Source organism: Bradyrhizobium sp. WSM3983 (assembly GCF_000473045.1).
Classification (GTDB): Bacteria; Pseudomonadota; Alphaproteobacteria; order Rhizobiales; family Xanthobacteraceae; genus Bradyrhizobium.
Genome location: NZ_AXAY01000002.1, coordinates 126,417 through 147,327, shown reverse-complemented (window position 1 = coordinate 147,327; position 20,911 = coordinate 126,417). Strand labels below are relative to the sequence as shown.

30 protein-coding genes, 1 pseudogene and 1 riboswitch are annotated in these 20,911 nt (G+C 64.5%); of the genes and pseudogenes, 21 read left to right on the top strand and 10 right to left on the bottom strand.

All coding sequences use genetic code 11. The features are described 5' to 3' along the window. Positions 1-15 precede the first annotated feature (15 nt). Both YUA_RS0103625 and YUA_RS0103620 read right to left on the bottom strand, forming a co-directional pair. Positions 16-555 (bottom strand): PRC-barrel domain-containing protein, encoded by a 540-nt coding sequence (locus YUA_RS0103625; protein WP_027529435.1) that lies wholly within the window; start codon positions 553-555, stop codon positions 16-18. 218 nt (positions 556-773) lie between these two features. Then, positions 774-1,349, bottom strand: coding sequence for a hypothetical protein (locus YUA_RS0103620; RefSeq protein WP_027529434.1), 576 nt, complete (start codon positions 1,347-1,349; stop codon positions 774-776). A 179-nt stretch (positions 1,350-1,528) separates the two neighbouring features. Here YUA_RS0103620 and YUA_RS0103615 point away from each other — a divergent pair, with 179 nt between their 5' ends. Continuing rightward, on the top strand, positions 1,529-2,269 hold the full coding sequence (locus YUA_RS0103615; RefSeq protein ID WP_027529433.1) for a response regulator: 741 nt from the start codon (positions 1,529-1,531) through the stop codon (positions 2,267-2,269). A gap of 15 nt (positions 2,270-2,284) precedes the next feature. Next, the gene (locus YUA_RS0103610) at positions 2,285-3,610 is read left to right on the top strand and encodes an ATP-binding protein (RefSeq protein ID WP_027529432.1); all 1,326 of its coding nucleotides are present in this window, start codon (positions 2,285-2,287) and stop codon (positions 3,608-3,610) included. An 8-nt stretch (positions 3,611-3,618) separates the two neighbouring features. On the opposite strand, the gene YUA_RS0103605 is transcribed toward YUA_RS0103610, so the two are convergent. Next, entirely contained in the window at positions 3,619-3,819 is a 201-nt protein-coding gene (locus YUA_RS0103605) for a hypothetical protein (protein ID WP_027529431.1), read from the bottom strand. 248 nt (positions 3,820-4,067) lie between these two features. Between YUA_RS0103605 and YUA_RS0103595 the strand changes: the two genes are divergently transcribed. The 9 genes from YUA_RS0103595 (at position 4,068) to YUA_RS0103555 (ending at position 10,935) form a co-directional block, all read left to right on the top strand. After that, on the top strand, positions 4,068-4,598 hold the full coding sequence (locus YUA_RS0103595) for a lytic transglycosylase domain-containing protein (RefSeq protein WP_027529430.1): 531 nt from the start codon (positions 4,068-4,070) through the stop codon (positions 4,596-4,598). Between the two features lie 53 nt (positions 4,599-4,651). Next, positions 4,652-4,781: riboswitch (TPP riboswitch) on the top strand. Then, on the top strand, positions 4,769-5,794 hold the full coding sequence (locus YUA_RS0103590) for an FAD-dependent oxidoreductase (RefSeq protein WP_027529429.1): 1,026 nt from the start codon (positions 4,769-4,771) through the stop codon (positions 5,792-5,794). Its footprint overlaps the riboswitch before it by 13 nt. A gap of 7 nt (positions 5,795-5,801) precedes the next feature. Continuing rightward, entirely contained in the window at positions 5,802-5,999 is a 198-nt protein-coding gene (thiS, locus tag YUA_RS0103585) for a sulfur carrier protein ThiS (RefSeq protein WP_027529428.1), read from the top strand. Positions 6,000-6,202: 203 nt separating this feature from the next. After that, the gene (locus tag YUA_RS0103580) at positions 6,203-6,985 is read left to right on the top strand and encodes a thiazole synthase (RefSeq protein ID WP_027529427.1); all 783 of its coding nucleotides are present in this window, start codon (positions 6,203-6,205) and stop codon (positions 6,983-6,985) included. Further along, positions 6,972-7,580, top strand: a complete 609-nt coding sequence (locus YUA_RS0103575) for a thiamine phosphate synthase (protein ID WP_027529426.1) — start codon at positions 6,972-6,974, stop codon at positions 7,578-7,580. The genes YUA_RS0103580 and YUA_RS0103575 overlap by 14 nt, the downstream gene beginning before the upstream one ends. Before the next feature lie 270 nt (positions 7,581-7,850). Beyond that, complete coding sequence (gene thiC / locus YUA_RS0103570; protein WP_027529425.1) at positions 7,851-9,749, top strand: phosphomethylpyrimidine synthase ThiC; 1,899 nt, start codon at positions 7,851-7,853, stop codon at positions 9,747-9,749. A 79-nt stretch (positions 9,750-9,828) separates the two neighbouring features. Further along, positions 9,829-10,116: a hypothetical protein gene (locus tag YUA_RS0103565; RefSeq protein ID WP_027529424.1), complete on the top strand. Its 288-nt coding sequence runs from the start codon at positions 9,829-9,831 to the stop codon at positions 10,114-10,116. 116 nt (positions 10,117-10,232) lie between these two features. Beyond that, on the top strand, positions 10,233-10,406 hold the full coding sequence (locus tag YUA_RS47735) for a type II toxin-antitoxin system RelE/ParE family toxin (RefSeq protein ID WP_256375357.1): 174 nt from the start codon (positions 10,233-10,235) through the stop codon (positions 10,404-10,406). Between the two features lie 22 nt (positions 10,407-10,428). Continuing rightward, positions 10,429-10,935, top strand: a complete 507-nt coding sequence (locus YUA_RS0103555; protein WP_027529423.1) for a mismatch-specific DNA-glycosylase — start codon at positions 10,429-10,431, stop codon at positions 10,933-10,935. A 318-nt stretch (positions 10,936-11,253) separates the two neighbouring features. On the opposite strand, the gene YUA_RS0103550 is transcribed toward YUA_RS0103555, so the two are convergent. Together YUA_RS0103550 and YUA_RS0103545 are read right to left on the bottom strand one after the other, a co-directional pair. Continuing rightward, complete coding sequence (locus tag YUA_RS0103550; RefSeq protein WP_027529422.1) at positions 11,254-11,982, bottom strand: SDR family oxidoreductase; 729 nt, start codon at positions 11,980-11,982, stop codon at positions 11,254-11,256. Between the two features lie 189 nt (positions 11,983-12,171). Beyond that, positions 12,172-12,609, bottom strand: a complete 438-nt coding sequence (locus YUA_RS0103545; RefSeq protein ID WP_027529421.1) for a VOC family protein — start codon at positions 12,607-12,609, stop codon at positions 12,172-12,174. A 257-nt stretch (positions 12,610-12,866) separates the two neighbouring features. Here YUA_RS0103545 and YUA_RS0103540 point away from each other — a divergent pair, with 257 nt between their 5' ends. Both YUA_RS0103540 and YUA_RS0103535 read left to right on the top strand, forming a co-directional pair. Next, entirely contained in the window at positions 12,867-13,262 is a 396-nt protein-coding gene (locus YUA_RS0103540; RefSeq protein ID WP_027529420.1) for a hypothetical protein, read from the top strand. 11 nt (positions 13,263-13,273) lie between these two features. Further along, a complete protein-coding gene (locus tag YUA_RS0103535) occupies positions 13,274-13,966 on the top strand; it encodes a glutathione S-transferase family protein (protein WP_027529419.1) in 693 nt (230 codons plus the stop codon). A 127-nt stretch (positions 13,967-14,093) separates the two neighbouring features. On the opposite strand, the gene YUA_RS0103530 is transcribed toward YUA_RS0103535, so the two are convergent. Further along, complete coding sequence (locus YUA_RS0103530) at positions 14,094-14,528, bottom strand: hypothetical protein (RefSeq protein ID WP_027529418.1); 435 nt, start codon at positions 14,526-14,528, stop codon at positions 14,094-14,096. Between the two features lie 468 nt (positions 14,529-14,996). Between YUA_RS0103530 and YUA_RS0103525 the strand changes: the two genes are divergently transcribed. The 4 genes from YUA_RS0103525 to YUA_RS0103510 all read left to right on the top strand — a co-directional run bounded on the left by YUA_RS0103525 (position 14,997) and on the right by YUA_RS0103510 (position 16,984). Then, positions 14,997-15,383, top strand: a complete 387-nt coding sequence (locus YUA_RS0103525; protein ID WP_027529417.1) for a RidA family protein — start codon at positions 14,997-14,999, stop codon at positions 15,381-15,383. A gap of 106 nt (positions 15,384-15,489) precedes the next feature. Beyond that, complete coding sequence (locus YUA_RS0103520) at positions 15,490-15,750, top strand: hypothetical protein (RefSeq protein ID WP_027529416.1); 261 nt, start codon at positions 15,490-15,492, stop codon at positions 15,748-15,750. A 249-nt stretch (positions 15,751-15,999) separates the two neighbouring features. Then, positions 16,000-16,251, top strand: a complete 252-nt coding sequence (locus tag YUA_RS0103515; RefSeq protein WP_027529415.1) for a hypothetical protein — start codon at positions 16,000-16,002, stop codon at positions 16,249-16,251. 109 nt (positions 16,252-16,360) lie between these two features. After that, positions 16,361-16,984 (top strand): hypothetical protein, encoded by a 624-nt coding sequence (locus YUA_RS0103510; protein ID WP_035970481.1) that lies wholly within the window; start codon positions 16,361-16,363, stop codon positions 16,982-16,984. Between the two features lie 6 nt (positions 16,985-16,990). Here the strand turns inward: YUA_RS0103510 and YUA_RS0103505 are convergent, their stop codons facing one another. Continuing rightward, complete coding sequence (locus tag YUA_RS0103505) at positions 16,991-17,476, bottom strand: molecular chaperone DnaJ (RefSeq protein ID WP_027529413.1); 486 nt, start codon at positions 17,474-17,476, stop codon at positions 16,991-16,993. A gap of 111 nt (positions 17,477-17,587) precedes the next feature. Here YUA_RS0103505 and YUA_RS0103500 point away from each other — a divergent pair, with 111 nt between their 5' ends. Together YUA_RS0103500 and YUA_RS0103495 are read left to right on the top strand one after the other, a co-directional pair. Further along, positions 17,588-18,355, top strand: coding sequence for an SDR family NAD(P)-dependent oxidoreductase (locus YUA_RS0103500; RefSeq protein ID WP_027529412.1), 768 nt, complete (start codon positions 17,588-17,590; stop codon positions 18,353-18,355). A 199-nt stretch (positions 18,356-18,554) separates the two neighbouring features. Then, positions 18,555-18,803: a helix-turn-helix domain-containing protein gene (locus YUA_RS0103495; protein ID WP_027529411.1), complete on the top strand. Its 249-nt coding sequence runs from the start codon at positions 18,555-18,557 to the stop codon at positions 18,801-18,803. A gap of 16 nt (positions 18,804-18,819) precedes the next feature. On the opposite strand, the gene YUA_RS0103490 is transcribed toward YUA_RS0103495, so the two are convergent. Further along, complete coding sequence (locus YUA_RS0103490; protein WP_245285094.1) at positions 18,820-19,050, bottom strand: hypothetical protein; 231 nt, start codon at positions 19,048-19,050, stop codon at positions 18,820-18,822. 183 nt (positions 19,051-19,233) lie between these two features. Between YUA_RS0103490 and YUA_RS0103485 the strand changes: the two genes are divergently transcribed. Beyond that, on the top strand, positions 19,234-19,743 hold the full coding sequence (locus YUA_RS0103485; protein WP_027529409.1) for a collagen-like protein: 510 nt from the start codon (positions 19,234-19,236) through the stop codon (positions 19,741-19,743). 12 nt (positions 19,744-19,755) lie between these two features. Here YUA_RS0103485 and YUA_RS0103480 read toward each other — a convergent pair whose 3' ends face one another. Then, the gene (locus YUA_RS0103480; RefSeq protein WP_027529408.1) at positions 19,756-19,971 is read right to left on the bottom strand and encodes a hypothetical protein; all 216 of its coding nucleotides are present in this window, start codon (positions 19,969-19,971) and stop codon (positions 19,756-19,758) included. Positions 19,972-20,067: 96 nt separating this feature from the next. Further along, on the bottom strand, positions 20,068-20,334 hold the full coding sequence (locus YUA_RS0103475) for a DUF2277 domain-containing protein (RefSeq protein WP_027529407.1): 267 nt from the start codon (positions 20,332-20,334) through the stop codon (positions 20,068-20,070). Positions 20,335-20,568: 234 nt separating this feature from the next. Between YUA_RS0103475 and YUA_RS0103470 the strand changes: the two are divergent. Further along, positions 20,569-20,766 (top strand): annotated as a pseudogene (locus tag YUA_RS0103470) (hypothetical protein); the annotation flags it as partial. Between the last annotated feature and the right edge of the window lie 145 nt (positions 20,767-20,911).

The following is a 20,911-nucleotide window of genomic DNA, read 5'->3' as shown; positions in this document are numbered from 1 at the left end:
GTCACGTGAACTGCATTACTCCGAGTACTTGAACTCGGGCATGTTCTTCAGCTCGTCCTTGGACGCGTTGAACACGGCGTGGTCCGGATACCATTTCGAGCCCGACGGCGCCGTCGTGGCCGTCTTCTCGGTGCCGGTCGCAGCGCCGGTGGTGGTGGTGGTCGACTTGCTCATGTTGCCGGGGGCGCCCGGAGCCGCGCCGGTGCCGGTGTAGGCTATCGCCTCATTGACGAATTTCAGCTTCTCATAGGGCACGGCGACGAGATGCTCGCCCATGCCGAGGAAGCCGCCGACGCCGATGACGGCGATCTTCACGGCGCCGGTCTTGTCCATCAGCAGGTCGTTGATCGAGCCGATGTTCTCGTTGGCCTCGTTATAGATCTTCACGCCCGCCATTTTCGAGGCGCGCCATTCGCCCGACGCGCTGGTGGTGGTCGTCGTCGCGGCGGCCGCAGGTGGAGACTTGTCGGTGGTGGCGGTCGGGTTTTGCGCAAACGCGACGGTTGCAAGCAAAGCTGTGCCGGCAAGGCCGGCGGCGATCGATTTCATCAACATTGTTGTCCTCTCCTTCAGCAGAAACTCATGCGGAGAGAACAGCCGCGATCACGTGCAGTTCCTGAGCTGCGGCAATTTCGTTGCGCCATTGCTGCACTGCATTGCGGGGAAGGTTCCTGCGTCACACAGAGAACGGTTTGCGGTTCCCCGCCGACGATCACGCGCCCTGGGATGTCACACGATCGCGGCGAGGAACGCGCCGACCCGCGTCGCGCGGGTCAGCTCTTGTAGTCGATCAGCAGCGCCGAAAAATCCGAACTGCTTGAGGAGGTGGTCGTGCCGTTGGCACCGTAGGATGAGCTCGAGGACTGCGACTGCTGCAGCGCCTGGAGGAATTGCTCGAGGATCTTGGCCGCGCTGCTATCGGTCGAGCTGCTGCTGGCCGTCTGGCCCGTCGACGACGCGGAATCCGAGGAGCCGTCATCCGACGGCGGTGGACCGGGAGGCGGGCCACCCGCGCCGCCGGGACCGCCGGGCCCTTTGGAGAAGGCAGACTGAAACACGCCCTTCAGCTCGTCGGCCTGGTCCGACGTCAACGTCCCGTTCGAGACCTCGGTGGAGATGAGATCGTCGATCTTCGATTTCAGCCCGTCCTTGGACGGCTTGCTGCCGCTCGACTGATCGCTGGACTTGCTCTGCTGAAGCGCCGTGTCAATGTCTTGCAGGGCGGTCGTGAGCGCGGACTGGTCCGACGACGAGATCGTCCCGTCGGACACTTCCGATTGCAATTCCTGCTGCAGCTTCTGCAGCGGCGACTGGTAGTTGCCGGCGGAGGCCGCCGAAATCGAGGTCATGATGGCTCCGTGGGGTTACGGGATTTCTTGCACTTCCACGCCACGGTATGGTTAACGGGCTTAACGAGACCTTGCCGTATGACTACGCGGTCGTTGCGAGGTGTTGCGGGAATACATTCGGAAACAATCTGAAACAAAAATCTTCGCCTTTTGGCCCGAATCTTGGACAAACAAAGCTCATGGCCATTCCCTCTCCCAACATCCTGGTCGTCGAGGACGACCGCGAAACCCGGACGTTGATTGCGAAGTATCTCCGCAACAACTCCTGCAACGTTACCGCTGTGAGCGACGGCCGCGAGATGTCGCGTGCCATGGCCGACCACCGCGTTGATCTCATCATTCTCGACGTCATGCTGCCGGGCGAAGACGGTCTCAGCCTGTGCCGCAAGGTGCGCGCCGAGGCGCAGACGCCGATCATCATGCTGACCGCGCGCGGCGAGGATGTCGACCGCATCGTCGGCCTCGAGATGGGCGCGGATGACTATCTGCCGAAACCGTTCAACCCGCGCGAGCTGCTCGCCCGTATCAACGCGGTGCTGCGGCGTCAGGCCTCCGCACAGGCCGCGAGCTCGATCGAGGGCGCCTCGACGCTCGCCTTCGAAGGCTGGCGCATCGACCTGCGCCTGCGCGAGCTGCGCAATCCGGAAGGCGCGCGCGTCGCGGTGACCAGCGCCGAGTTCGACCTGCTCAGGACGTTCTGCGAGCGTCCCGGCCGCGTGCTGTCGCGCGACAGCCTGCTCGACCTCACGCAGGGCCGCAGCACCGGCTCGTTCGAACGCTCCATCGACGTGCTGGTCAGCCGCATCCGCCGCAAGATCGAGCCCAATCCGGCCGATCCCACCATCATCAAGACGGTGCGTTCCGGCGGTTATTTGTTTACGCCCAGAACGGAAGCGGTTACGACGCCCCTGAGCAACTGACGGGGCTTTAAGACGATGAGGCCGTTCGGGTTCTTCCACCTCAAAGGCATCGGCGGGCAGATCGCCGCGCTCGTGCTGGCCTCGACCGTCGCGCTGCATCTCGTCGTCACCGCCGCCTTCCTGATCAGCCGGCCCGACCGCCCGGACCAGCCGCCGGACGGCGCGCCCCAATTGATGGATGCCGCGCTGCTGCTCGGCTCGGCCAAGCCCGACGACCGGCCGCGCCTCACCGCAGATCTCGCGCGCGCCTTCCCCAAGCTCAACATCGAGACGCACGCGCGTGATACGGCGATGGTGATCGAGGACAGTGAAAGCCAGCACCTGCGCGGGCTGCGCCGCCATCTCGGCCGCGGCTACAAGGTGATGCAGCTTGCGCCCGAGGGCGACGCCCGTCGCATCGGCGTGGAATTGCCTGACGGCACCATAATCGCGGGCCATGTCGAGAACGGCCCACGGCCGTGGTTCTGGGGCGGGCCGTGGCTGGTGACGCTGATGACCGCCTTCATCTCTATCAGCGTGCTCGGCCTGTGGGCGGCGCGCGCGCTGGCGACGCCGCTGTCATCCTTTGCCAAGGCGGCCGAGAATTTCAGCCTCGACGGCGCCGCCGAGCCGCTGCCCGAGCGCGGCCCGGAGGAGATCCGCTCAGTCGCCCGCGCGCTCAACCGCATGCATGAGCGGATCGCACGGCTGATGTCGGATCGCACCAAGATGCTGGCGGCGATCAGCCACGACCTGCGCACCCCGATCACGCGGCTGCGGCTGCGCGCCGAGTTCATCGAGGACGAGGGCAATCGCAAGCGCATGCTGATCGATCTCGACCAGATGCGCTCGATGCTGGAAAGCGTGCTGTCGCTGCTGCGCAACGACCGCAAGATCGAAGCCGTGACGCTGGTCGATATCGCCAGCACGCTGCAGCTGATCGCCGACCAGTTCGGCGACATGGGCCACGTCGTGCACTATGACGGCCCGACATCGGTAACCGCCGCCGCGCGCCCCGACGATCTGCATCGCGGCGTCACCAATTTGGTCGAGAACGCGGTGCGCTTCGGCGCCGAGGTGACGATCCGCCTCGATGTCGCTGGCACCAAGCTCGTCATCGACGTCGAGGATGACGGCCCCGGCATTTCGGATGCGCGCAAGCAGGAGATGCTGGAGCCGTTCGTGCGCGGCGACGATGCGCGCACCATGGACGATTCCACCGGCTTCGGCCTCGGCCTGTCGATCGCGCGCGCGATCGCGATCGCCCATGGCGGCGAGCTGTCGCTGCATGACCGCCAGCCGCACGGACTGATCGTGCGGATGCAATTGCCAGTGTGGCAGCAGCCGCGGCTGGCGGCGTAAGTCGCCGCTTAAGCGGCGAGCGGCGGGTGCTCGATCGCGGGCTGGTCGAAGATCGCCACCGCCTCGAAGCGATAGCCGCAGGCCTGGCAATTCCAGAGATAGGAAACGCGGCCTTCTCCCGGCTCGATCCAATCCGGGAACGGGATCGGCGTGCCGCATTGGGCACACGGGTTCTGCATGGGGATGTCGTCGATGTGTGCTCTGGTCATGGACGTCCTCCCAAAATGCCGTTTCTGACTTGCAGTTTTTGGGCGAAGGCGCGCGAATGGGCAGGCCTGTTGTCGCGCGCAACGCGCTCCGCCAGTATTGCTATTAACCCAAGTTTAAGTCGCAAAAACGACGAGGCAGCCAAAATCGGCGATGGCGGCGTTTCGCCACATCATCGCCGCGTTCCCACGGCCTAACGCGCACGGGCGCAGGTCCGTTCTGCCGAGGAACATTTCCGAGGAACATTTCGATGAAAATTTTTCGTATTGCCGTGCTCGTCGCGGCCGGACTGGTGTCGCCGCAGGCCGCATTCGCAGGCCAGACCGAATATGCCGAGATGGTCGCGATGCATGCGCGTGCCAACGGCGTGCCGGAGGCGCTCGTGCATCGCGTCATCATGCGCGAGAGCCGCTATCAGCCGGGCCTGGTCGGCCGTGGCGGCACCATCGGCATGATGCAGATCAAGCTCGCGACCGCCCGCGGCCTCGGCTACACCGGCGATGCCGCCGGCCTGCGCGACCCCGACACCAATCTCACCTATGCGGTGAAATATCTCGCCGGCGCCTACCATGCCGCCAACGGCGACCACGACCGAGCCGTGCGTTATTTCGCGGGCGGCTATTACTACGTTGCAAAGCGGCAGCGCCAGGAGATGGTGCAACAGGCGAGCTTCGAGCCTCAGCTCGAGCCGAACGGCAATCCGCAGCCGATATTTGGCACGTTGCAGCACCACAAGCTGGCCCAGCGCGTCCGCAACGCGCGGGCGCAGGCGTCCAAGTAGTCTCCTGTTCCGGGCCAAACGCGTTGACACAGGCCCCCACAAGCCTACATTAGAGCCGTTCCGAGGGGTGCTCCGAGGAGGAGCTGAGATACCGCTAAATGGGCAAAACCCGCCCAGGACCGTGGTGACCCTTTGAACCTGATCCGGGTCATGCCGGCGAAGGGACAGGGATGTTGCAGACGACCAAGCGATCGGATTCTCCGGTATCCATCATCGGTGCAGGCATAGCCGGAGCCTGGCAGGCGCTGTTGTTCGCGCAGGCCGGCCATTCCGTGACGTTACACGAGCGCGGTGACGCGGCCATGACCGACGCCACCAGCCATTGGGCCGGCGGCATGCTCGCGCCCTGGTGCGAGGCGGAGGTCGCCGAACCTATCATCAGCCGCTTAGGCCAGCGCTCGCTCGATATCTGGCGGCGCGAATTGCCGGATACCCCGTTCAACGGCTCGCTGGTGGTGGCCCATCCGCGCGAGCGCAACGACTTTGAGCGCTTTGCCCGGATGACCGACGGCCACCGCCGGCTCGATGCCACGGCTCTTGCCGAGATCGAACCGTCGCTGGAGGGCCGTTTCCGCGATGCGCTGTTCTTCCCGGCCGAGGGCCATGTCGAGCCGCGCCGCGTGCTGCCAAAACTGCACGAGCGCATCGTTGCCGCCGGCGGCACCATCAAGTTCGGCAGCGATGTCGCCGCCGCCGATCTCGCAAACCTTCATCCTAAGGGCATCGTGATCGACTGCCGCGGCCTTGGCGCACGCGATGAGCAGCCGGAGTTGCGCGGCGTCAAGGGCGAGATGATTTTGATCGAGACCAGCGAGGTGCAGCTGGCGCGCCCCGTGCGGCTGATCCATCCGCGCTGGCCGCTCTACGTGATCCCGCGCGAGGCCGACCTGTTCATGCTGGGCGCGACCTCGATCGAGGCCGAGGACACCGGCGTCAGCGTCCGCTCCGCACTGGAGCTTTTGGGCGCGGCCTATGCCGTGCATCCCGCCTTTGGCGAAGCCCGCATCGTCGAATTCGGCTCGGGCCTTCGCCCCGCGTATCCAGATAATCTGCCGCGCATCGGCGTGCGCGGCGGCAAGATCAGCGTCAATGGGCTCTACCGCCACGGCTTCCTGCTAGCGCCGGCGCTCGCCGAGCTGACGCTTTCCTATGTCGAGCGCGGCCAGATCGACAATGAGGTGATGCAATGCGCGTGATCGTCCAATGCTTGTGATCGTCAACGGCGAGCAACGCGAGGTGAACTCGGCCAGCGTCGATGCGCTGCTCAGCGAGCTCGACTACGAGGGCACGCATTTCGCGATCGCGCTCAATTACGACGTCGTGCCGAAGAGCCGCTGGGCCGAGACCCACCTCAAGGCCGGCGACGAAATCGAGATCATCACGCCGCGGCAGGGAGGGTGAGGATGCTTTTGAATGCGGGCACCGCCTTCCTTCGCCTCTCCCCGCGCGCGGGGAGAGGCCGGAATTTGCAAAGCAAATTCCGGGTGAGGGGGACTCTACACGAGTCCGACTCTCACCTCGCTTGCGGAGACTCCCCCTCACCCCAGCCCTCTCCCCGCAAGCGGGGCGAGGGAGCGCGCTGCATCTGAGGAGACACCTTCCACATGGTGACCTTCTACGGCAAAACTTTCCCCTCCCGCCTGCTGATCGGCAGCGCGCTCTATCCCTCGCCTGCGATCATGCAGGACGCGATCCGCGCCTCAGGCTCGAACATCGTCACGGTGTCGCTGCGGCGCGAATCCGCCGGCGGCAAGACCGGCGATGCGTTCTGGAAGCTGATCCGCGAGCTCGACGTCACCGTGCTGCCGAACACCGCCGGCTGCCGCAGCGTCCGCGAGGCCGTGACCACCGCAAAACTCGCCCGCGAATTGTTCGGCACCAGCTGGATCAAGCTCGAAGTCATCGCCGACAACGACACGCTGCAGCCTGATGTCGTCGGCCTGGTCGAGGCCGCCACCATCCTGATCAAGGACGGCTTTGAGGTCTTCCCCTATTGCACCGAGGATCTCTCCGTTGCGAACCGGCTGGTCGATGCCGGCTGCAAGGTGGTGATGCCGTGGGCCGCGCCGATCGGCAGCGCGAAAGGCATCACCAACCGCGACGCGCTCAAGCTGCTGCGCGAGCGGCTGCCCGACATCACGCTGGTGGTCGACGCCGGCATCGGCGCGCCCTCGCATGCGGCTGAAGCACTCGAGCTCGGCTATGACGCCGTGCTGTTGAACACCGCTATCGCAAAGGCCGCCGATCCCGTCGCGATGGCCAACGCCTTCCGCCTTGGCATCGAAGCCGGCCGCACCGCTTTTGAAGCCGGGCTGATGAACGCCCGCGACTTCGCCTCCCCCTCCACCCCTGTCGTTGGGACCCCGTTCTGGCATGCCGTATCCTGATCGTTTCTATCCCGTCGTCGACAGCCCCAAATGGGTCGAGCGCCTGACCAAGCTCGGCGTCGGCACCATTCAGCTGCGCACGAAAGATCTCGACGACTCGCAAGCGCTCCAGATCGTCACCGACGCACTGGCGATCACTGAGGGCACGCAAGCCAAGCTAGTCGTGAACGACTATTGGCGCGCGGCGATCGTCGCGGGTGCAAAATATCTGCATCTCGGCCAGGAGGATCTGGCGGATGCGGACCTCAAGGCCATCCGCGAGGCCGGCCTGTCGCTGGGCGTCTCCACGCACGACGACGCGGAGCTTGAAACCGCGCTCGCGGCAAAACCCGACTACGTCGCGCTCGGCCCGATCTTCTTCACCACGCTCAAATCGATGCGCTTCGAACCGCAGGGCATTCCAAAGATCACGGAGTGGAAGCAGCGCGTCGGCAACATCCCGCTGGTCGCGATCGGCGGCATCAAGTTCGAGCACGCCGCGGAGATCTTTGCCGCAGGCGCCGATTCCATCGCCGTGGTGTCTGACGTCACCCAGAATGCCGACCCGGATGCCCGGGTGCGGCAGTGGCTCGGCCTGGCAGCGGAGGCGGCGTGATGGACACACTCTCTCCCCACCGTCATTGCGAGGAGCACTTGCGACGAAGCAATCCAGACTGTCTCCACAGAGAGATTCTGGATTGCTTCGCTGCGCTCGCAATGACGGAGAAGCACTCTTCACCCCGTCACCCTGAGGTGGCCGCCTCTTCGGCGGCCCTCGAAGGGCGACGGCCCGGCTCGTTCATCCTTCGAGGCGCGCAAGTGCGCGCACCTCAGGATGACGAGATTGAAATTGCACCCAGGAATTAAAGAGTAACCGGAGGATCCCATGAACATCCGCTCCAACCCCGACAAGACCGTCCCCGCCGTCACCACCGGCCCGCTGCCCTCCTCGCGAAAAATCTTCGCGTCGCCCGACGCCGCGCCCGACATCCGCGTGCCCTTGCGCGAGATCATCCTGTCCGAAGGCGCGGGCGAGCCGAACCTGCCGGTGTACGACACCTCCGGCCCCTACACCGATCCGTCCGTGACCATCGACGTCAACGCCGGCCTCGCCCGCGGCCGCAAAGCCTGGGTGCTGGAGCGTGGCGGCGTCGAGGAATATGAGGGCCGGCAGATCAAGCCGGAGGACAATGGCAGCGTCTCCACCGACAAGGCCGCGCGCGCGTTCTCGGCCTATCACCAGCCGCTGCGCGGCCTCGACGGCCACAAAATCACCCAGCTCGAATTCGCCCGCGCCGGCATCATCACCAAGGAGATGATCTACGTCGCGGAGCGCGAAAACCTCGGCCGCAAGCAGCAGCTCGAGCGCGCGGAAGCAGCGCTTGCCGACGGCGAAAGTTTTGGCGCCGAAGTCCCCGCCTTCATCACGCCGGAGTTCGTCCGCAGCGAAATCGCGCGCGGCCGCGCCATCATCCCCTCCAACATCAACCACAGCGAGCTCGAGCCGATGATCATCGGCCGCAACTTCCTGACCAAGATCAACGCCAATATCGGCAACTCGGCGGTGACCTCGTCGGTCGAGGAAGAGGTCGAGAAGATGGTGTGGGCGATCCGCTGGGGCGCCGACACGGTGATGGACCTCTCCACGGGGCGCAACATCCACACCACCCGCGAATGGATCTTGCGCAACGCGCCGGTGCCGATCGGCACCGTTCCCATTTATCAGGCGCTGGAGAAGTGCAACGGCGATCCGGTGCAGCTGACCTGGGAGCTCTACAAGGACACGCTGATCGAGCAGTGCGAACAGGGCGTCGACTATTTCACCATCCACGCCGGCGTGCGCCTGCAATACATCCACCTCACCGCCAACCGCGTCACCGGCATCGTCAGCCGCGGCGGCTCGATCATGGCGAAGTGGTGCCTGGCGCATCACAAGGAGAGTTTTCTTTACACGCATTTCGACGAGATCTGCGACCTTATGCGCAAGTATGACGTCTCGTTCTCGCTCGGCGACGGCCTGCGCCCAGGCTCGATCGCGGACGCCAACGACCGCGCGCAGTTCGCGGAGCTGGAGACGCTCGGCGAGCTGACAAAAATCGCGTGGGACAAGGGCTGCCAGGTCATGATCGAAGGCCCCGGCCACGTGCCGATGCACAAGATCAAGATCAACATGGACAAGCAGCTCAAGGAATGCGGCGAGGCGCCGTTCTACACGCTTGGACCGCTGACCACCGACATCGCGCCGGGCTACGACCACATCACCTCAGGCATCGGTGCGGCCATGATCGGCTGGTTCGGCTGCGCCATGCTCTGCTACGTCACACCGAAGGAGCATCTCGGCCTGCCCGACCGCAACGACGTCAAGACCGGCGTCATCACCTACAAGATCGCCGCGCATGCGAGCGATCTCGCCAAGGGCCACCCGGCAGCCCAGCTTCGCGACGACGCGCTCTCCCGCGCCCGTTTCGACTTCCGCTGGAGCGACCAGTTCAACCTCGGCCTCGACCCCGACACCGCCAAAAACTTCCACGACGAGACCCTGCCGAAGGAAGCCCACAAGGTCGCCCATTTCTGCTCGATGTGCGGCCCAAAATTCTGCTCGATGAAGATCACGCAGGACGTGCGGGATTATGCTGCGACGCTGAATGATCCGAACTCGATCGGCATGTCCATGAGCGGCATCGCCGAAGACGGCATGAAGCAGATGAGCGCGAAGTTCAAGGAGATGGGCTCAAGCGTGTATCTCGATGCGGAGAAGGTGAAGGAGAGCAATCGGGTGTTGTGACACTATCTCCAGCTCATCGCCGGGCTTGATCCGGGCAGGGCGCCTCGACAAATTCACCTTCCGCGCCTATTCTGATTGCATGAACATCATTCGTCGCACGCTGGATATCGACGCCGAGACCGATGCGCGTTTGCGCGAGATGGCCGACGAACGCGGGCAGGATGTCGCCGCCGTGCTCGCGGAAGCCGTTGCGCTGCTCGATTCCGTGGTCGATCTCGCCGGCCCCGACATCGCTGAGGACCGCCGCCGGCTGGATGACTTCAGAAAGACGCGCGCAGCTGTTCCGCTCAACGAGGTGAAGGACTGGGTCGCGAGCTGGGGTTCGGCGAAGGAACTGCCGCGCCCGGCGGTGCGCAGGATCGGATGATCCTGCTTTCGCCCGATGCCATTGAGGACGTCGAGCGATTGCACCTGTTTCTGGATGAACACAACCCGGGGGCCGCGCAACGGGCGCTCGCGTCGATCTAGCGGGCGATCGAGCGGTTGCAGGAGTTTCCCAATCTAGGAATGCAGACCGAAGATGCCGAGCTTCGCCAGATCGTGGTCCGCTTTGGCACGTCCGGCTACATCGTGCGCTATGCGGTGTTGGCGGATTCGCAAGACATCCTTATCACGCGGATATGGCATGGCCGCGAAGCCCGCAAGACGGACGAGTGAGCGTCAGCCACGGACGATTAACTTGCCCGAAGCCCACCGCCTCCCCGACCAACTCCGTCCCGACCTCCGCCTCGTCTTCGTCGGCACCGCCGCCAGCACGCGCTCGGCTGAACTCGGGCACTACTACGCCCATCCCGGCAACCGCTTCTGGCGCGCGATCCACGAGGCCGGGATTACGCCGCGGCGCTATCAGCCGGGCGAGTTCGCAGGGCTGATCGAACTCGGGATCGGCTTCACCGATCTCTCCAAGTCGGGCGCGGGGATGGATCATCAGATCGCGACGGAGACGATCGACGTGCCGGGGTTCAAGGCCAAGATCGAAAAGTATCGGCCGCGGACGATTGCGTTCACGAGCAAGAAGGCAGCGAGCTTGTTTTATGGCAGGCCGTCGAGCGGGATTACGCTCGGGCGGCAGCCTCGCGATGCAGGCTTGCCGGAAATATTTGTGTTGCCGTCGCCGTCCGGTGCTGCGTCAGGGCATTGGACGCTGGAGCCGTGGCGGGAGCTGGCGAAGTGGATCAATGCGTAGATTCGATTGACGACAGCGCGTCTCAATCTCAGCCGTCGTCCCGGCGAAGGCCGGGATCCATAACCACAGGCAGAGGTTTGGCGAAGACTCGTCGTTCGGTACTTCTACCGCCCGCCACAGATAGATTCCGCGCTATGGGTCCCGGCTTTCGCCGGGACGACACCGTGGGTTTGACTCGCGGTCCTGCTCAAATACGAAGCTGCGTAGGGTGGGCAAAGGCGCAAAGCGCCGTGCCCACCATCTCTCCGTGAGTCCGATAGAACGGTGGGCACGGCGCGCGAAGGGCGCGCCTTTGCCCACCCTACAAAAGCACACGCCCTAAAGATCGAAATTGGTCGGCAGCATGACCACGTCGCGAATTGTCATGCCGCGCGGCCGTGTCAGCATGAACATCACCACGGCAGCCACTTCGCTGGCCTCCAGGAGGCTTCCTGAGTCCCTGGCTTCCTTCAGCTTCTCGGCTGGCCAGTCCGCGAGCAGCGCGCTCACCACCGGGCCGGGGGAGATCGAGCCGACGCGAATGCCGTGCTTGAAGACCTGGCGCCGCACCGTCTGGACAAAGCAGTTGATCGCCCATTTGGACGACGCATAAACCGGCTCCCACGGCGTCGGAAAATGCGCCGCCAGCGAACTCGTGACGATGATGTCGCCGGTCCGGCGCGCGATCATGTGCGGCAGCACGTCGTGCACATTCTTCATCACGACGTTGACATTCAGGTTCAGCATCCGGTCGATCGCCATCGTGTCGGCATCGACCAGGTCGCCACCTACATAGGTGCCCGCATTTGCATGCAGGATGTCGAGCTGCCCCGCCTGCTCCAGGACGCGCGGCAGCAGCGTTGCGCAAGCATTGGGATCCAGGAGGTCGACGACCAGCGGGATCACCGCGTCGCCATGCTTGTTGCAGAGCGCCTTCAGCGCGGCCTCGTCGCGGTCGACCATCACCACCCGCGCGCCCGAGGCCAGCATCGCCTCGGCACTCGCCAACCCGATGCCCGACGCGGCCCCGGTTACGGCGGCAACCTTGCCTTCCAATTCTCTCGCCATGAGGTCACCATCCTGCTGATGGCCGGCAGTATAGCGATCCCAAGCGAATTGGCGAAGTGGATCGCCGTCTTCGTAGGGTGGGCAAAGGCGCTCTTGCGCCGTGCCCACCATCTCTCCGCGAGTCCCAGTAGAACGGTGGGCACGGCGCGAAGAGCGCGCCTTTGCCCACCCTACGGCACCGTCAGCTCCTCACCCCGCATACGCCTTGTCCAGATCCGCAATCACGATCTTCCGCATTCCCATCATCGCCTGCATGACGCGGTTCGCCTTGGTGCGGTCGGGGTCGCCGAGATAGCGGCCAAGCGCGGTCGGGATCACCTGCCAGGACAAGCCAAACTTGTCCTTGAGCCAGCCACACCTCGATTCCTCACCGCCATCAGCAGTGAGCCGGCTCCAGAAATAGTCCACCTCGCCTTGCGTCTCCACGCTGATGAAGAACGACACCGCCTCGTTGAAGCGGTACTGCGGCCCGCCATTGAGCGCGTTGAAGCGCTGGCCTTCGAGCTCGAACACCGCCATGAAGTCGCTGACGGTCTCGACTTTCGCATTCGGAAACACCGATTTGTAGAAGGCCACGGCGTCCGGGACGTTGTTGTCGAACCAGAGAAACGGCGTGATCGAGGTCATATGGTTATCCTTTCGCGTCGAGCCGGACGCGGCTTGCGCGCGCCGTCGCTCGAAGGACGAACGCGCGGACGATAATCCGACAGGCGGAATGGCATTTTTTTCGCTCCTGGAAGGCACCCGTCCCGCATCCTCCGACCGATCGACGTCGCGCGCGGACTATTGCAAGGATGCGATTGCAGCGATACGACTTGGGGTGGAAGAACTTGAGGTGGAAAAGCCGGGCCTCAACCGGCGCACATATCGAGGAAGCCGCCGTCATGAGCGACGATCTCTCCGGTGTCTGGGACGGCACTTACATCCAGCCCGGCACGGGAATGGTCACGTTCACGGCGACGCTGGTCGAGGCCGGCGGCGCGATCAGCGGCAGTGTCACCGAGCCCTGCTCGAATCCGCGCTGCCCCTTGCGAATCCACAGCGCCTCGATCACTGGCCATCGGGCCGGCAGCGTCGTATCCTTCGTCAAGCGCTACGAACCGCCGGGCTACGGTTTCGGCATGGTCCAGTACGACGGCATCATGAATGGAGAGGCGACCGAGATCGACGGGCGCTGGCGGCTGCCGGGCACATCAGGATCGTTCCTGATGATCCGCTCGAGCAAGCGCGCGCAAGCGAGTACGACGGACAAACGGGCGGACGAACCGGCCCGCGAGTAAAGGGAGCCACCATGCTGACCCTCTATTCCTACCCGCAATTATTCGGCGTCGCCGACAACAACGGTTATGGCCTCAAGGTCTACGCCTTCCTGAAGCTCGCCGGCGTGCCATTCGTGCACGAGCACGTGTTCGATGCCTCCACCGCGCCGCGCGGACAGCTGCCCTACATCGTCGATGACGGCGAGACCATCGGCGACAGCGAGACGATCATCGCGCATGCGATCGCGAAATATCATCTGACCATCGATGCCGCGCTGTCACCCGCACAGCGCCGGACCCGTCATCTCGTCACGCGCATGCTGGACGATCTCTACTGGGTGATGTCCTATTCGCGCTGGAAGGACGAGCGCTACTACCCCGCGTTTCGCGACGGCTTCATCGCGCAGCATCAGCAGATCGACGCTGATGGCTTGGAGAAGGCGAAGGCCTACAATGCGCAGCGCTATCACTACCAGGGCATCGGCCGCTACACGCCCGAGCAGGCTTACGCGCGGGGACTTGCCGATCTGCAGGTGCTGGCCGAGATCGTGCCCGCGACCGGTTTCGTGGATGGCGAGCGGCCAACCAGCTGTGATGCCGGCATCTACGGCTTCATCGCGAACATCTATTACTTTCCGATCCCGACGCCGCTGAAGGCGTTCGTCGATACGCACAAGAACCTCGTCGCGCATTGCGAGAAGATTCATGCGATGGTGAGTTTGTAGGGTGGGTTAGCCCCGCGGCTACGCGAAGCGTAGTCCGCTGGCGTAACCCACCGCTTCTCCATCCGCGTGGAAAGTAAAGAGGTGGGTTACGGCTTCGCCTAACTAACCCACCCTACGGCAGCCTGCCCTACCGCATCGTGATCGCGAGTCCGCTCAAATCCGCATTCGCCATCAGGCCGGTCTGGTAGCCCGACAGCTCCAGCACCGCGCCCTTCTGGTTGGTCAGCACGATGGCGCGGGCGCCGCGGCCGACGGCGAGGCCGGCGCCGGCAGCGCCGTAGACGCCGGCGACATCGGAGGGACGGTTGATGTTGGAGACGCGGCCGCGCAGCACGGTCTTGGAGCCGCCGAAGACGAGGCCGTAATCGAGCCCGCCGGTCGAGAGCGAATAAGAACGGCCGCGGAAGTTCAGCACGCCCGAACCGCCGGAGCCGCCGATGATCCAGCCCGCCTTGTAGATCGTCAGCACCACGGTGCCGCCGTCGGCCAGCGCCGCGGTCGAGAGGCCGGCCAGCGCGGCCATGGCGACGAGCGCAGCACGCAAGGTGGAAGCAATCTTCATGGGGCGTCTCCGGGGGCTATTTTTCAAGGCGGGGAATCGAAAGGAATCGAATCAGATGCTGCAATCTATCCGATCGATCGCGGCGGCAACATGATGGGGGACGGTGGTGAAACGCGAGCTGCGAACCGCGCATTCAACTGTCATCGCCCGGCTTGACCGGGCGATCCAGTATCCCAGAGACGGACGTCGGAGATCCCGCTCTCACCACGACGGCCGCGGCGTACTGGATGCCCCGGTCAAGCCGGGGCATGACAGCGGAATTTCGTGCTGCCACCCACGCCATCCGCCATCATGCAATCCTGCCCCTGTTTTGCCCGACGCGTCAATCAGATATTTCCGCCTTCCCGAAATTCAAATTTCGCCAATCATTTCTACTGTGCATGGGGTTGTTTTCGTGTTTTCTGTTGGAGCAGGCCCCGCACACAGCTACGCTCGTCCTGCTCCATCACCATCGCATCCGAGGTCCCCATGCCGATCCAGCATTTCGCGCCCCCGCCGCATGTCAAGGCGCCGCCGCTCTCCTTTGCGACCCGTGTCGGCGACCTGCTGTTCGTCTCCGGCATTCCCGGCTTCGACGCCCATGGCGCGCTGCCCGACGGTTTCGAGGCGCAGTTCGCCAACGTCGTCGTCAACATCAAGCGTGTGCTGGACGAGGCCGGCGCCACGACGCGCGATCTCGTCAAGGTCAACGTGCTCTTGACCCGCGCCTCGGACGTAGCCGCGATGAACGCGCTCTATGCCGGCGCGTTCGGTCCCGCGCCTTTCCCGGCACGCACCACCTGCGTGGTGCAGGCGCTGCCCGATCCGAAGATGCTGATCGAGATCGAGGCGGTGGCGTCGCTGGCGAAAGGATAGTCAACGGGGGCGCCCTGACATATCCGTGATCGGCCGCGGCGCAGCTTGCAAGCCGTGCAGTTTTGCCGCACCAGTCTGCGGTCACGTTCCTATCAGGAGATTTTTCATGCGTCGCGTTCTCGCCCTCTGTGCCGTTGCCGGCATCGCCACTTCCGTGTTTGCCGTGCCCGCATCCGCAGCGGCTGGCTATTACGTGATCCGCTGGGACAACACCGGCGTCTGCCAGGTCTGGAACGAGGACCTCCGCTACAAACCGTTCCAGTGGGGCGTGTCGACCTACAAGGTCGTCAGTAAACCGCTCCCGACCTTCACGGCTGCCTCCGAGCTCCAGATCAAGATGCGCGCCGAGCGCCGCTGCACGCTCTGAGAAGGCCACGTCCAATCCAATGCGAGGGCGGGTTGCGCGAGCAGCCCGCCCTTTCCTTTTGCGCCGACGCGTGGCCGTTGCCCCATTTTGGCTAGCGAATTCCGCGATTTCCCCCGCGCCCGCTTTGAACCTCATCCGCACACGGAACTACTCACGTCTTGTCCGGGGCGCACGCCCAAAAGCGTCCCGCACCCCCTCCCCGTCATTGTCGGGAGGCGCATCACATCTTTCATTTTGAGGAGCTGATCCATGCGTCGTATTTCCATGCTGTGCGCTGCCGCCGGTCTCGCCGCTGCCGCCTTCGTCGCCGCGAGCCCGGCCGAAGCCGGCTATCATTTGATCCGCTGGCAGGACAGCGGCGTGTGCCAGATCTGGGACGAGAGCATTCCGACCACGCCGTGGCCGGCCGGCTACCATCGTGCCAGCGCCTCCGTTCCGACCTTCCTCGACGCGCTCGAGTTGAAGGATCACGCGTTGAAGGCCGGCCACTGCAGCTGGTAAGAATTCGATCGGCGGTCGACAAGGGCCGGGCAAGGATGCGATGCTAGCATCCTTGCCCGGTCGTTTTTTCACCTCGCGGATTTGGAGCAGGTCGATGCGCGCACGGACGATGACAGTCGCGGCCCTCACCGCTTCGCTCCTGCTCGCCACAACGGCGCAGGCGCAGGCTCCGCAATCCCTCCGCGTGATCTCGCCGATCTTCGGCCAGCTCGTCAGCTTCGCGATGCCGTCGAATTTCGCAGCCGTGTTCGAGAACACCAAGGGCGGCCATTACATCCGCGAAGCGGTGCTTCAGGGCGAGACGCCCGACCGCTGGACGCAGATGATCACGGTCACCGGCGAGAAGGGCATGACGTTGATGCCAGGCAGCTCGCCGCAGATCTTCGCGGGCACCATCGCAGGCGGGTTCAAGGCGGCATGCCCCGACAGTTTTGCCGCCAGGCCGCTCGGCGCCACGACGTTCGGCCGCTTCGAGGGCTTTGTCGCGGTGATCGGTTGCAGCCGCATCGACAGCGGCCCGACGCGGCACAGCGAGACCGCGCTGCTGATCACGCTCAAGGGCGCGACCGACTATTACACCATCCAATGGGCCGAGCGCGGCCCCGAAAGCGACGAGCCGCCGGTCAACGACGAGCGCTGGGAGGCGCGCCTGCGCGATCTGAGCCCGATCGGATTGTGCCCGATCGTAGCCGGCGAAGCCGCGCCCTATCCGAGCTGCGTGAACAAGAGCTGAGCGCTCTCACGCGTCCTTGTACGCGCGGGGATGAATCAAAATGTCGCGCGCGGCGGAGAGGTCGATGAAGGCCTGCGCGCTGCCGCCCTGGTCGGGATGCATGCCCTTGGCGGCGCGGCGATAGGCCTGGTTGATGTCCTCGCAGGTCAGCTGCACCGCCAGCGGCAGCCCCAGCATCTTGCGCGCGCGATCCTCGCTGGACAGCTTCTTCGGCAACGCGTTGCGGCGGCCGAAGCGTGGCGCGGTCAGATCATGGACGACATCGAGGATCACGCCGACGCGGCGCCGGGCGGCCAGCGTGACGCTGTGATCGTCATTGTCCGCGGCCTGGCGCAGCACGGGCAGCGCCTGCTCGGCAGCCTGCCGCAACATCACATCGGTGCTCATCCGTGCGATCTCGGCCACGAGCCGTCCCGCCTCGGCCCAATCAGCGAATTCCGCCGACCGCAGGCGCTCGAGCGCCAATTTCCAGGATTCAAGTCGTTCCATCATGCGCGCAACGATTAGCAATGGAGATCAGTATGCCAAGGCCGCCGTTTCCGCCCCCTTAATTTCGAGTTAGCCTTTCATGAAACTTAGAAACGAATCCGGGAGGAAATTGTCATGGCATTGCTCGCAAACCATATCGCTGTCGTCACGGGCGCCGGTTCCGGCATCGGCCGGGCGATCGCTGCCGGCTACGCCCGCGAGGGCGCGCAGGTGGTGCTGCTCGACGTCAACGCCGACACGGTCGCGGAGGCCACCCAGGAGATCCGCAAGGCCGGCGGCAAGGCCGAGAGCTTCGCGCTCGACGTCACCAGGCGTGACGACTGCTTTGCGCTGGCAAAGCAAGTCGCCGACAAGGTCGGGCAGGTCTCGATCCTCGTCAACAATGCCGGCATCACCCGCCGCAATGCCTTCACCGCGGAGACTGAGACGGTGGCGAAGGACTGGAACGACATCATCGCGCTCAACCTCAACGGCGTCTTCAACACGACGCAAGCCTTCCTCGCCCCGCTGCGCGCAAGCAAAGGCCGCATCGTCAATATCGGCTCGATCCAGTCCTTCGTGCATCTGCGCACGCCGAGCTCGGCGGCCTACACCACTTCCAAACACGGGGTGCTCGGCTTCACCAAGGCGCTCGCGGTCGAGCTCGGCAAGGAAGGCGTGCGCGTCAACGCGATCGGCCCGGGCTTCATCGAGACCAACATCAACGCCAATGTGCGCGCCACCAATCCCGCGCTGGTTCAGGCCTTCGTCGATCACACCCCGCTCGCGCGCACCGGCAAGCCCGAGGACATCGTGGGCCCCGCGATCTTCCTCGCCTCGGACCTGTCATCTTACGTCACGGGAACGATCGTGATGGTGGACGGCGGGTATCGCACGGTGTGAGCGCGAAATCGGTCCGCCTCGCTATGCAACTCGTGCCAATCGCGGCAACGCGGCGGCATTCCCAAGGTCAATTGGTGCGGCCATCCTGCAATTAACTTTTCATTAACCAAACCCGCCCACCGTGGATCTACGGCTTGGGGGTGTTTTGTTCTCGATCCGCTTCCACGATGGAAGCGGGCGTTGATCGGGGAGTATGTTGATGACCACTGTTCATGTCGCGGCGCCCGAGCAGGGCACGCAATTCCTTGCACCCAACGAAATCGTTCCACTGTTGATCGGCGCGACCGTCGGCGAGGTCGAGCGTGAGCTCGTGCTCCAGACACTCGCCCGCTGCGATGGCAACCGCACGCGTGCCTCGCGCGTGCTCGGCCTGTCGGTTCGCACGCTGCGCAACAAGATCAGGATCTACGCGGCCTCCGGCATCGAGGTTCCGGCATATCACGACTAGCGCGTGGCGGCGCCAATCATTCCGCGCGCGGTATCGTTCGGAAGACCATCTGATACAGCTTGACGCCGACGAGCAGCGACAGCGCGATAATCGCGACCCAGGCCGCGGTCAGCGCGATCGCGCGCAGGCCGAAGGCCGTCAGGATCGCCCATGACGCCTGCGGCTCCTCGGCGTAGCCGACCGCCACGACATCGGGCACCAGCAGATGGGCGAGGCCGACCGCCGCCGCGAAGATGATCGCGGACAAGCAAAACAGTTTCCACGCTGCGCGCATCGGTCGTTCCTCGCGAGGGTTGGGGCCGTGCGTCATCAATGACACGGCGCCCCGCTGCGCCGATTGATGTTGATCAAGCCGGCAGGATGCGCGGGCGGAATTGCTGCCGTCGTCAAACGCCGCTAAGTAGCTTGCGTGCGCAGAAGGAGTAGCGGCGTGGCAGACGAACAGGGACGGCAGGGACCTCAAGGTCCGCGCGGACGGCAGGGCGAGCCGGGACGGCCGGGGCCGCAAGGTCATCCGGGCAAGCGGGGCCCCGACGGCGCACGCGGCAAGCCGGGTCCGCAGGGCAAGCCGGGACCGGCCGGAAAGGCCGGAGCGCAGGGCAAGGCCGGTCTGCCGGGCAAGGCGGGCGAAGCCGGCGCACGGGGCGCAGCTGGACCGCAGGGCGCCGTGGGTCCGCAAGGGCCCGCCGGTTCTCAAGGTCCGCGCGGCGAGGCCGGCCCGCCCGGCCAATTGCCGTCGATCGAGCAGGTGCTGCCGTGGCTCGAGCAACTGTTCGACGCCTGGGACGAACGCCGCCGCCAGCGCGAGCAGGAGGCCGCGGAGCGCGCCGCGCTCGAAGCCGCCGTGCACGAAGCTGACGATGCGCCCTCCGACGACGAGAGCGACGAGGTCGATGGCGACGACAAGAAGAAGAAAAAGAAGAAGAAGCACGGCCACTAGGACTAGCGGCGGCTACTTCGCCTCGTCCTCACGCCCTGGCAGCATGCCCATGCGCTCGAATTGCCAGCGCATGGCGCGGTACCAGAGATAGCCAACCGCCGCGCCGCAGACGGCCAGGATCACCACGGTTGCGCTCGAGAACGAGCCGCTCCACCACATCATCCACGCAGTCCACAACAGCGTGAAAACGATGGCACCTGCTTTCAGCGGAAGAAGGAGGCGGTTCATGGTCGAGCTCCGGGTTGTCAAAACCCCGGCGAACATCATCGCGCGTGACGGCCATCGCTTCCGTGAGCCAGATCACGGTCGAGCTTTGCGGAACCGCTAACCGAAACGCTGTCGCGAACGTTCCTTGGCTTTCTCCGCCTCGACCTCGCGGTCGCGCGTCGGCGCGTGGGTGTGCAGCGAGCTCAGCAGTTTTCGCGCAGCTGCCGAGACCTCGGCGACCGCGCGGTCGAATGCCGCCTCATTGGCCTGCGACGGCCTGTTGAAGCCGGAGAGTTTTCGCACGAACTGGATCGCGCTGGCATGGATCTCGTCCTCCGTCGCCGGCGGCTCGAAATTGAACAGCGTCTTGATGTTGCGGCACATGCAGTCTCTCCCGTGGCAGGCCCGATTTGATCCAAGGACGGATGGAGAAGCTGAAATCCTACAACGCATGTAGCCGCTTGTCACAAGCGCCCGAATATTCCACTTGCGCGCCGCAACATCGAGGAAATGTTTTTTCAGGGATGAGCAGCGCTCTGCTCTCGATCCCAGGACCCGGGCTGATAAGATCGCGCGCAAGGCGGCCACGGGCCATGAGCCGCACATGGGGAGACAAACATGAAAGCTTCTTGCGCGGCGCTGTCGGCCGTTCTGCTGTCCATCTCGACATCGGTATTCGCCGCCGACTATCCGGCGCCGAAACAGGGCGATTGGGTCGCCAAGGATTTCAAGTTCCACACCGGCGAGGTCATGCCGGAGCTGAAGCTGCATTACACCATTGTCGGTGAACCGACCGGCCACGGCACCACCGGCAACACGAAATTCTACAGCGAGCAGGTTCGGCAATTGCTGCAAACCGCGCCGCAGCGCACGATGTAGGCATCGTCGGAGCTGCGCCGATATCGCAACGCATCATATGCGGCGCCTCGGCGCCGCATATTATTTGAGCATGCAATGAGCT

Excerpts from the sequence above, each read along its gene's own strand:
- YUA_RS0103535 (WP_027529419.1), top strand. The coding sequence starts at position 13,274 with ATGCTGACCCTCTATTCCTACCCGCAATTATTCGGCGTCGCCGACAAC.
- thiS (WP_027529428.1), top strand. The coding sequence starts at position 5,802 with ATGCTTGTGATCGTCAACGGCGAGCAACGCGAGGTGAACTCGGCCAGC.
- YUA_RS0103575 (WP_027529426.1), top strand. The coding sequence starts at position 6,972 with ATGCCGTATCCTGATCGTTTCTATCCCGTCGTCGACAGCCCCAAATGG.
- YUA_RS0103475 (WP_027529407.1), bottom strand. The coding sequence starts at position 20,334 with ATGTGCCGCAACATCAAGACGCTGTTCAATTTCGAGCCGCCGGCGACG.
- YUA_RS0103510 (WP_035970481.1), top strand. The coding sequence starts at position 16,361 with ATGACAGTCGCGGCCCTCACCGCTTCGCTCCTGCTCGCCACAACGGCG.
- thiC (WP_027529425.1), top strand. The coding sequence starts at position 7,851 with ATGAACATCCGCTCCAACCCCGACAAGACCGTCCCCGCCGTCACCACC.
- YUA_RS0103610 (WP_027529432.1), top strand. The coding sequence starts at position 2,285 with ATGAGGCCGTTCGGGTTCTTCCACCTCAAAGGCATCGGCGGGCAGATC.
- YUA_RS0103550 (WP_027529422.1), bottom strand. The coding sequence starts at position 11,982 with ATGGCGAGAGAATTGGAAGGCAAGGTTGCCGCCGTAACCGGGGCCGCG.
- YUA_RS0103540 (WP_027529420.1), top strand. The coding sequence starts at position 12,867 with ATGAGCGACGATCTCTCCGGTGTCTGGGACGGCACTTACATCCAGCCC.
- YUA_RS0103590 (WP_027529429.1), top strand. The coding sequence starts at position 4,769 with ATGTTGCAGACGACCAAGCGATCGGATTCTCCGGTATCCATCATCGGT.
- YUA_RS0103530 (WP_027529418.1), bottom strand. The coding sequence starts at position 14,528 with ATGAAGATTGCTTCCACCTTGCGTGCTGCGCTCGTCGCCATGGCCGCG.
- YUA_RS0103605 (WP_027529431.1), bottom strand. The coding sequence starts at position 3,819 with ATGACCAGAGCACACATCGACGACATCCCCATGCAGAACCCGTGTGCC.
- YUA_RS0103500 (WP_027529412.1), top strand. The coding sequence starts at position 17,588 with ATGGCATTGCTCGCAAACCATATCGCTGTCGTCACGGGCGCCGGTTCC.
- YUA_RS0103525 (WP_027529417.1), top strand. The coding sequence starts at position 14,997 with ATGCCGATCCAGCATTTCGCGCCCCCGCCGCATGTCAAGGCGCCGCCG.
- YUA_RS0103615 (WP_027529433.1), top strand. The coding sequence starts at position 1,529 with ATGGCCATTCCCTCTCCCAACATCCTGGTCGTCGAGGACGACCGCGAA.
- YUA_RS0103515 (WP_027529415.1), top strand. The coding sequence starts at position 16,000 with ATGCGTCGTATTTCCATGCTGTGCGCTGCCGCCGGTCTCGCCGCTGCC.
- YUA_RS0103495 (WP_027529411.1), top strand. The coding sequence starts at position 18,555 with ATGACCACTGTTCATGTCGCGGCGCCCGAGCAGGGCACGCAATTCCTT.
- YUA_RS0103625 (WP_027529435.1), bottom strand. The coding sequence starts at position 555 with ATGTTGATGAAATCGATCGCCGCCGGCCTTGCCGGCACAGCTTTGCTT.
- YUA_RS0103505 (WP_027529413.1), bottom strand. The coding sequence starts at position 17,476 with ATGATGGAACGACTTGAATCCTGGAAATTGGCGCTCGAGCGCCTGCGG.
- YUA_RS0103480 (WP_027529408.1), bottom strand. The coding sequence starts at position 19,971 with ATGAACCGCCTCCTTCTTCCGCTGAAAGCAGGTGCCATCGTTTTCACG.
- YUA_RS0103545 (WP_027529421.1), bottom strand. The coding sequence starts at position 12,609 with ATGACCTCGATCACGCCGTTTCTCTGGTTCGACAACAACGTCCCGGAC.
- YUA_RS0103620 (WP_027529434.1), bottom strand. The coding sequence starts at position 1,349 with ATGACCTCGATTTCGGCGGCCTCCGCCGGCAACTACCAGTCGCCGCTG.
- YUA_RS0103580 (WP_027529427.1), top strand. The coding sequence starts at position 6,203 with ATGGTGACCTTCTACGGCAAAACTTTCCCCTCCCGCCTGCTGATCGGC.
- YUA_RS0103595 (WP_027529430.1), top strand. The coding sequence starts at position 4,068 with ATGAAAATTTTTCGTATTGCCGTGCTCGTCGCGGCCGGACTGGTGTCG.
- YUA_RS0103520 (WP_027529416.1), top strand. The coding sequence starts at position 15,490 with ATGCGTCGCGTTCTCGCCCTCTGTGCCGTTGCCGGCATCGCCACTTCC.
- YUA_RS0103565 (WP_027529424.1), top strand. The coding sequence starts at position 9,829 with ATGAACATCATTCGTCGCACGCTGGATATCGACGCCGAGACCGATGCG.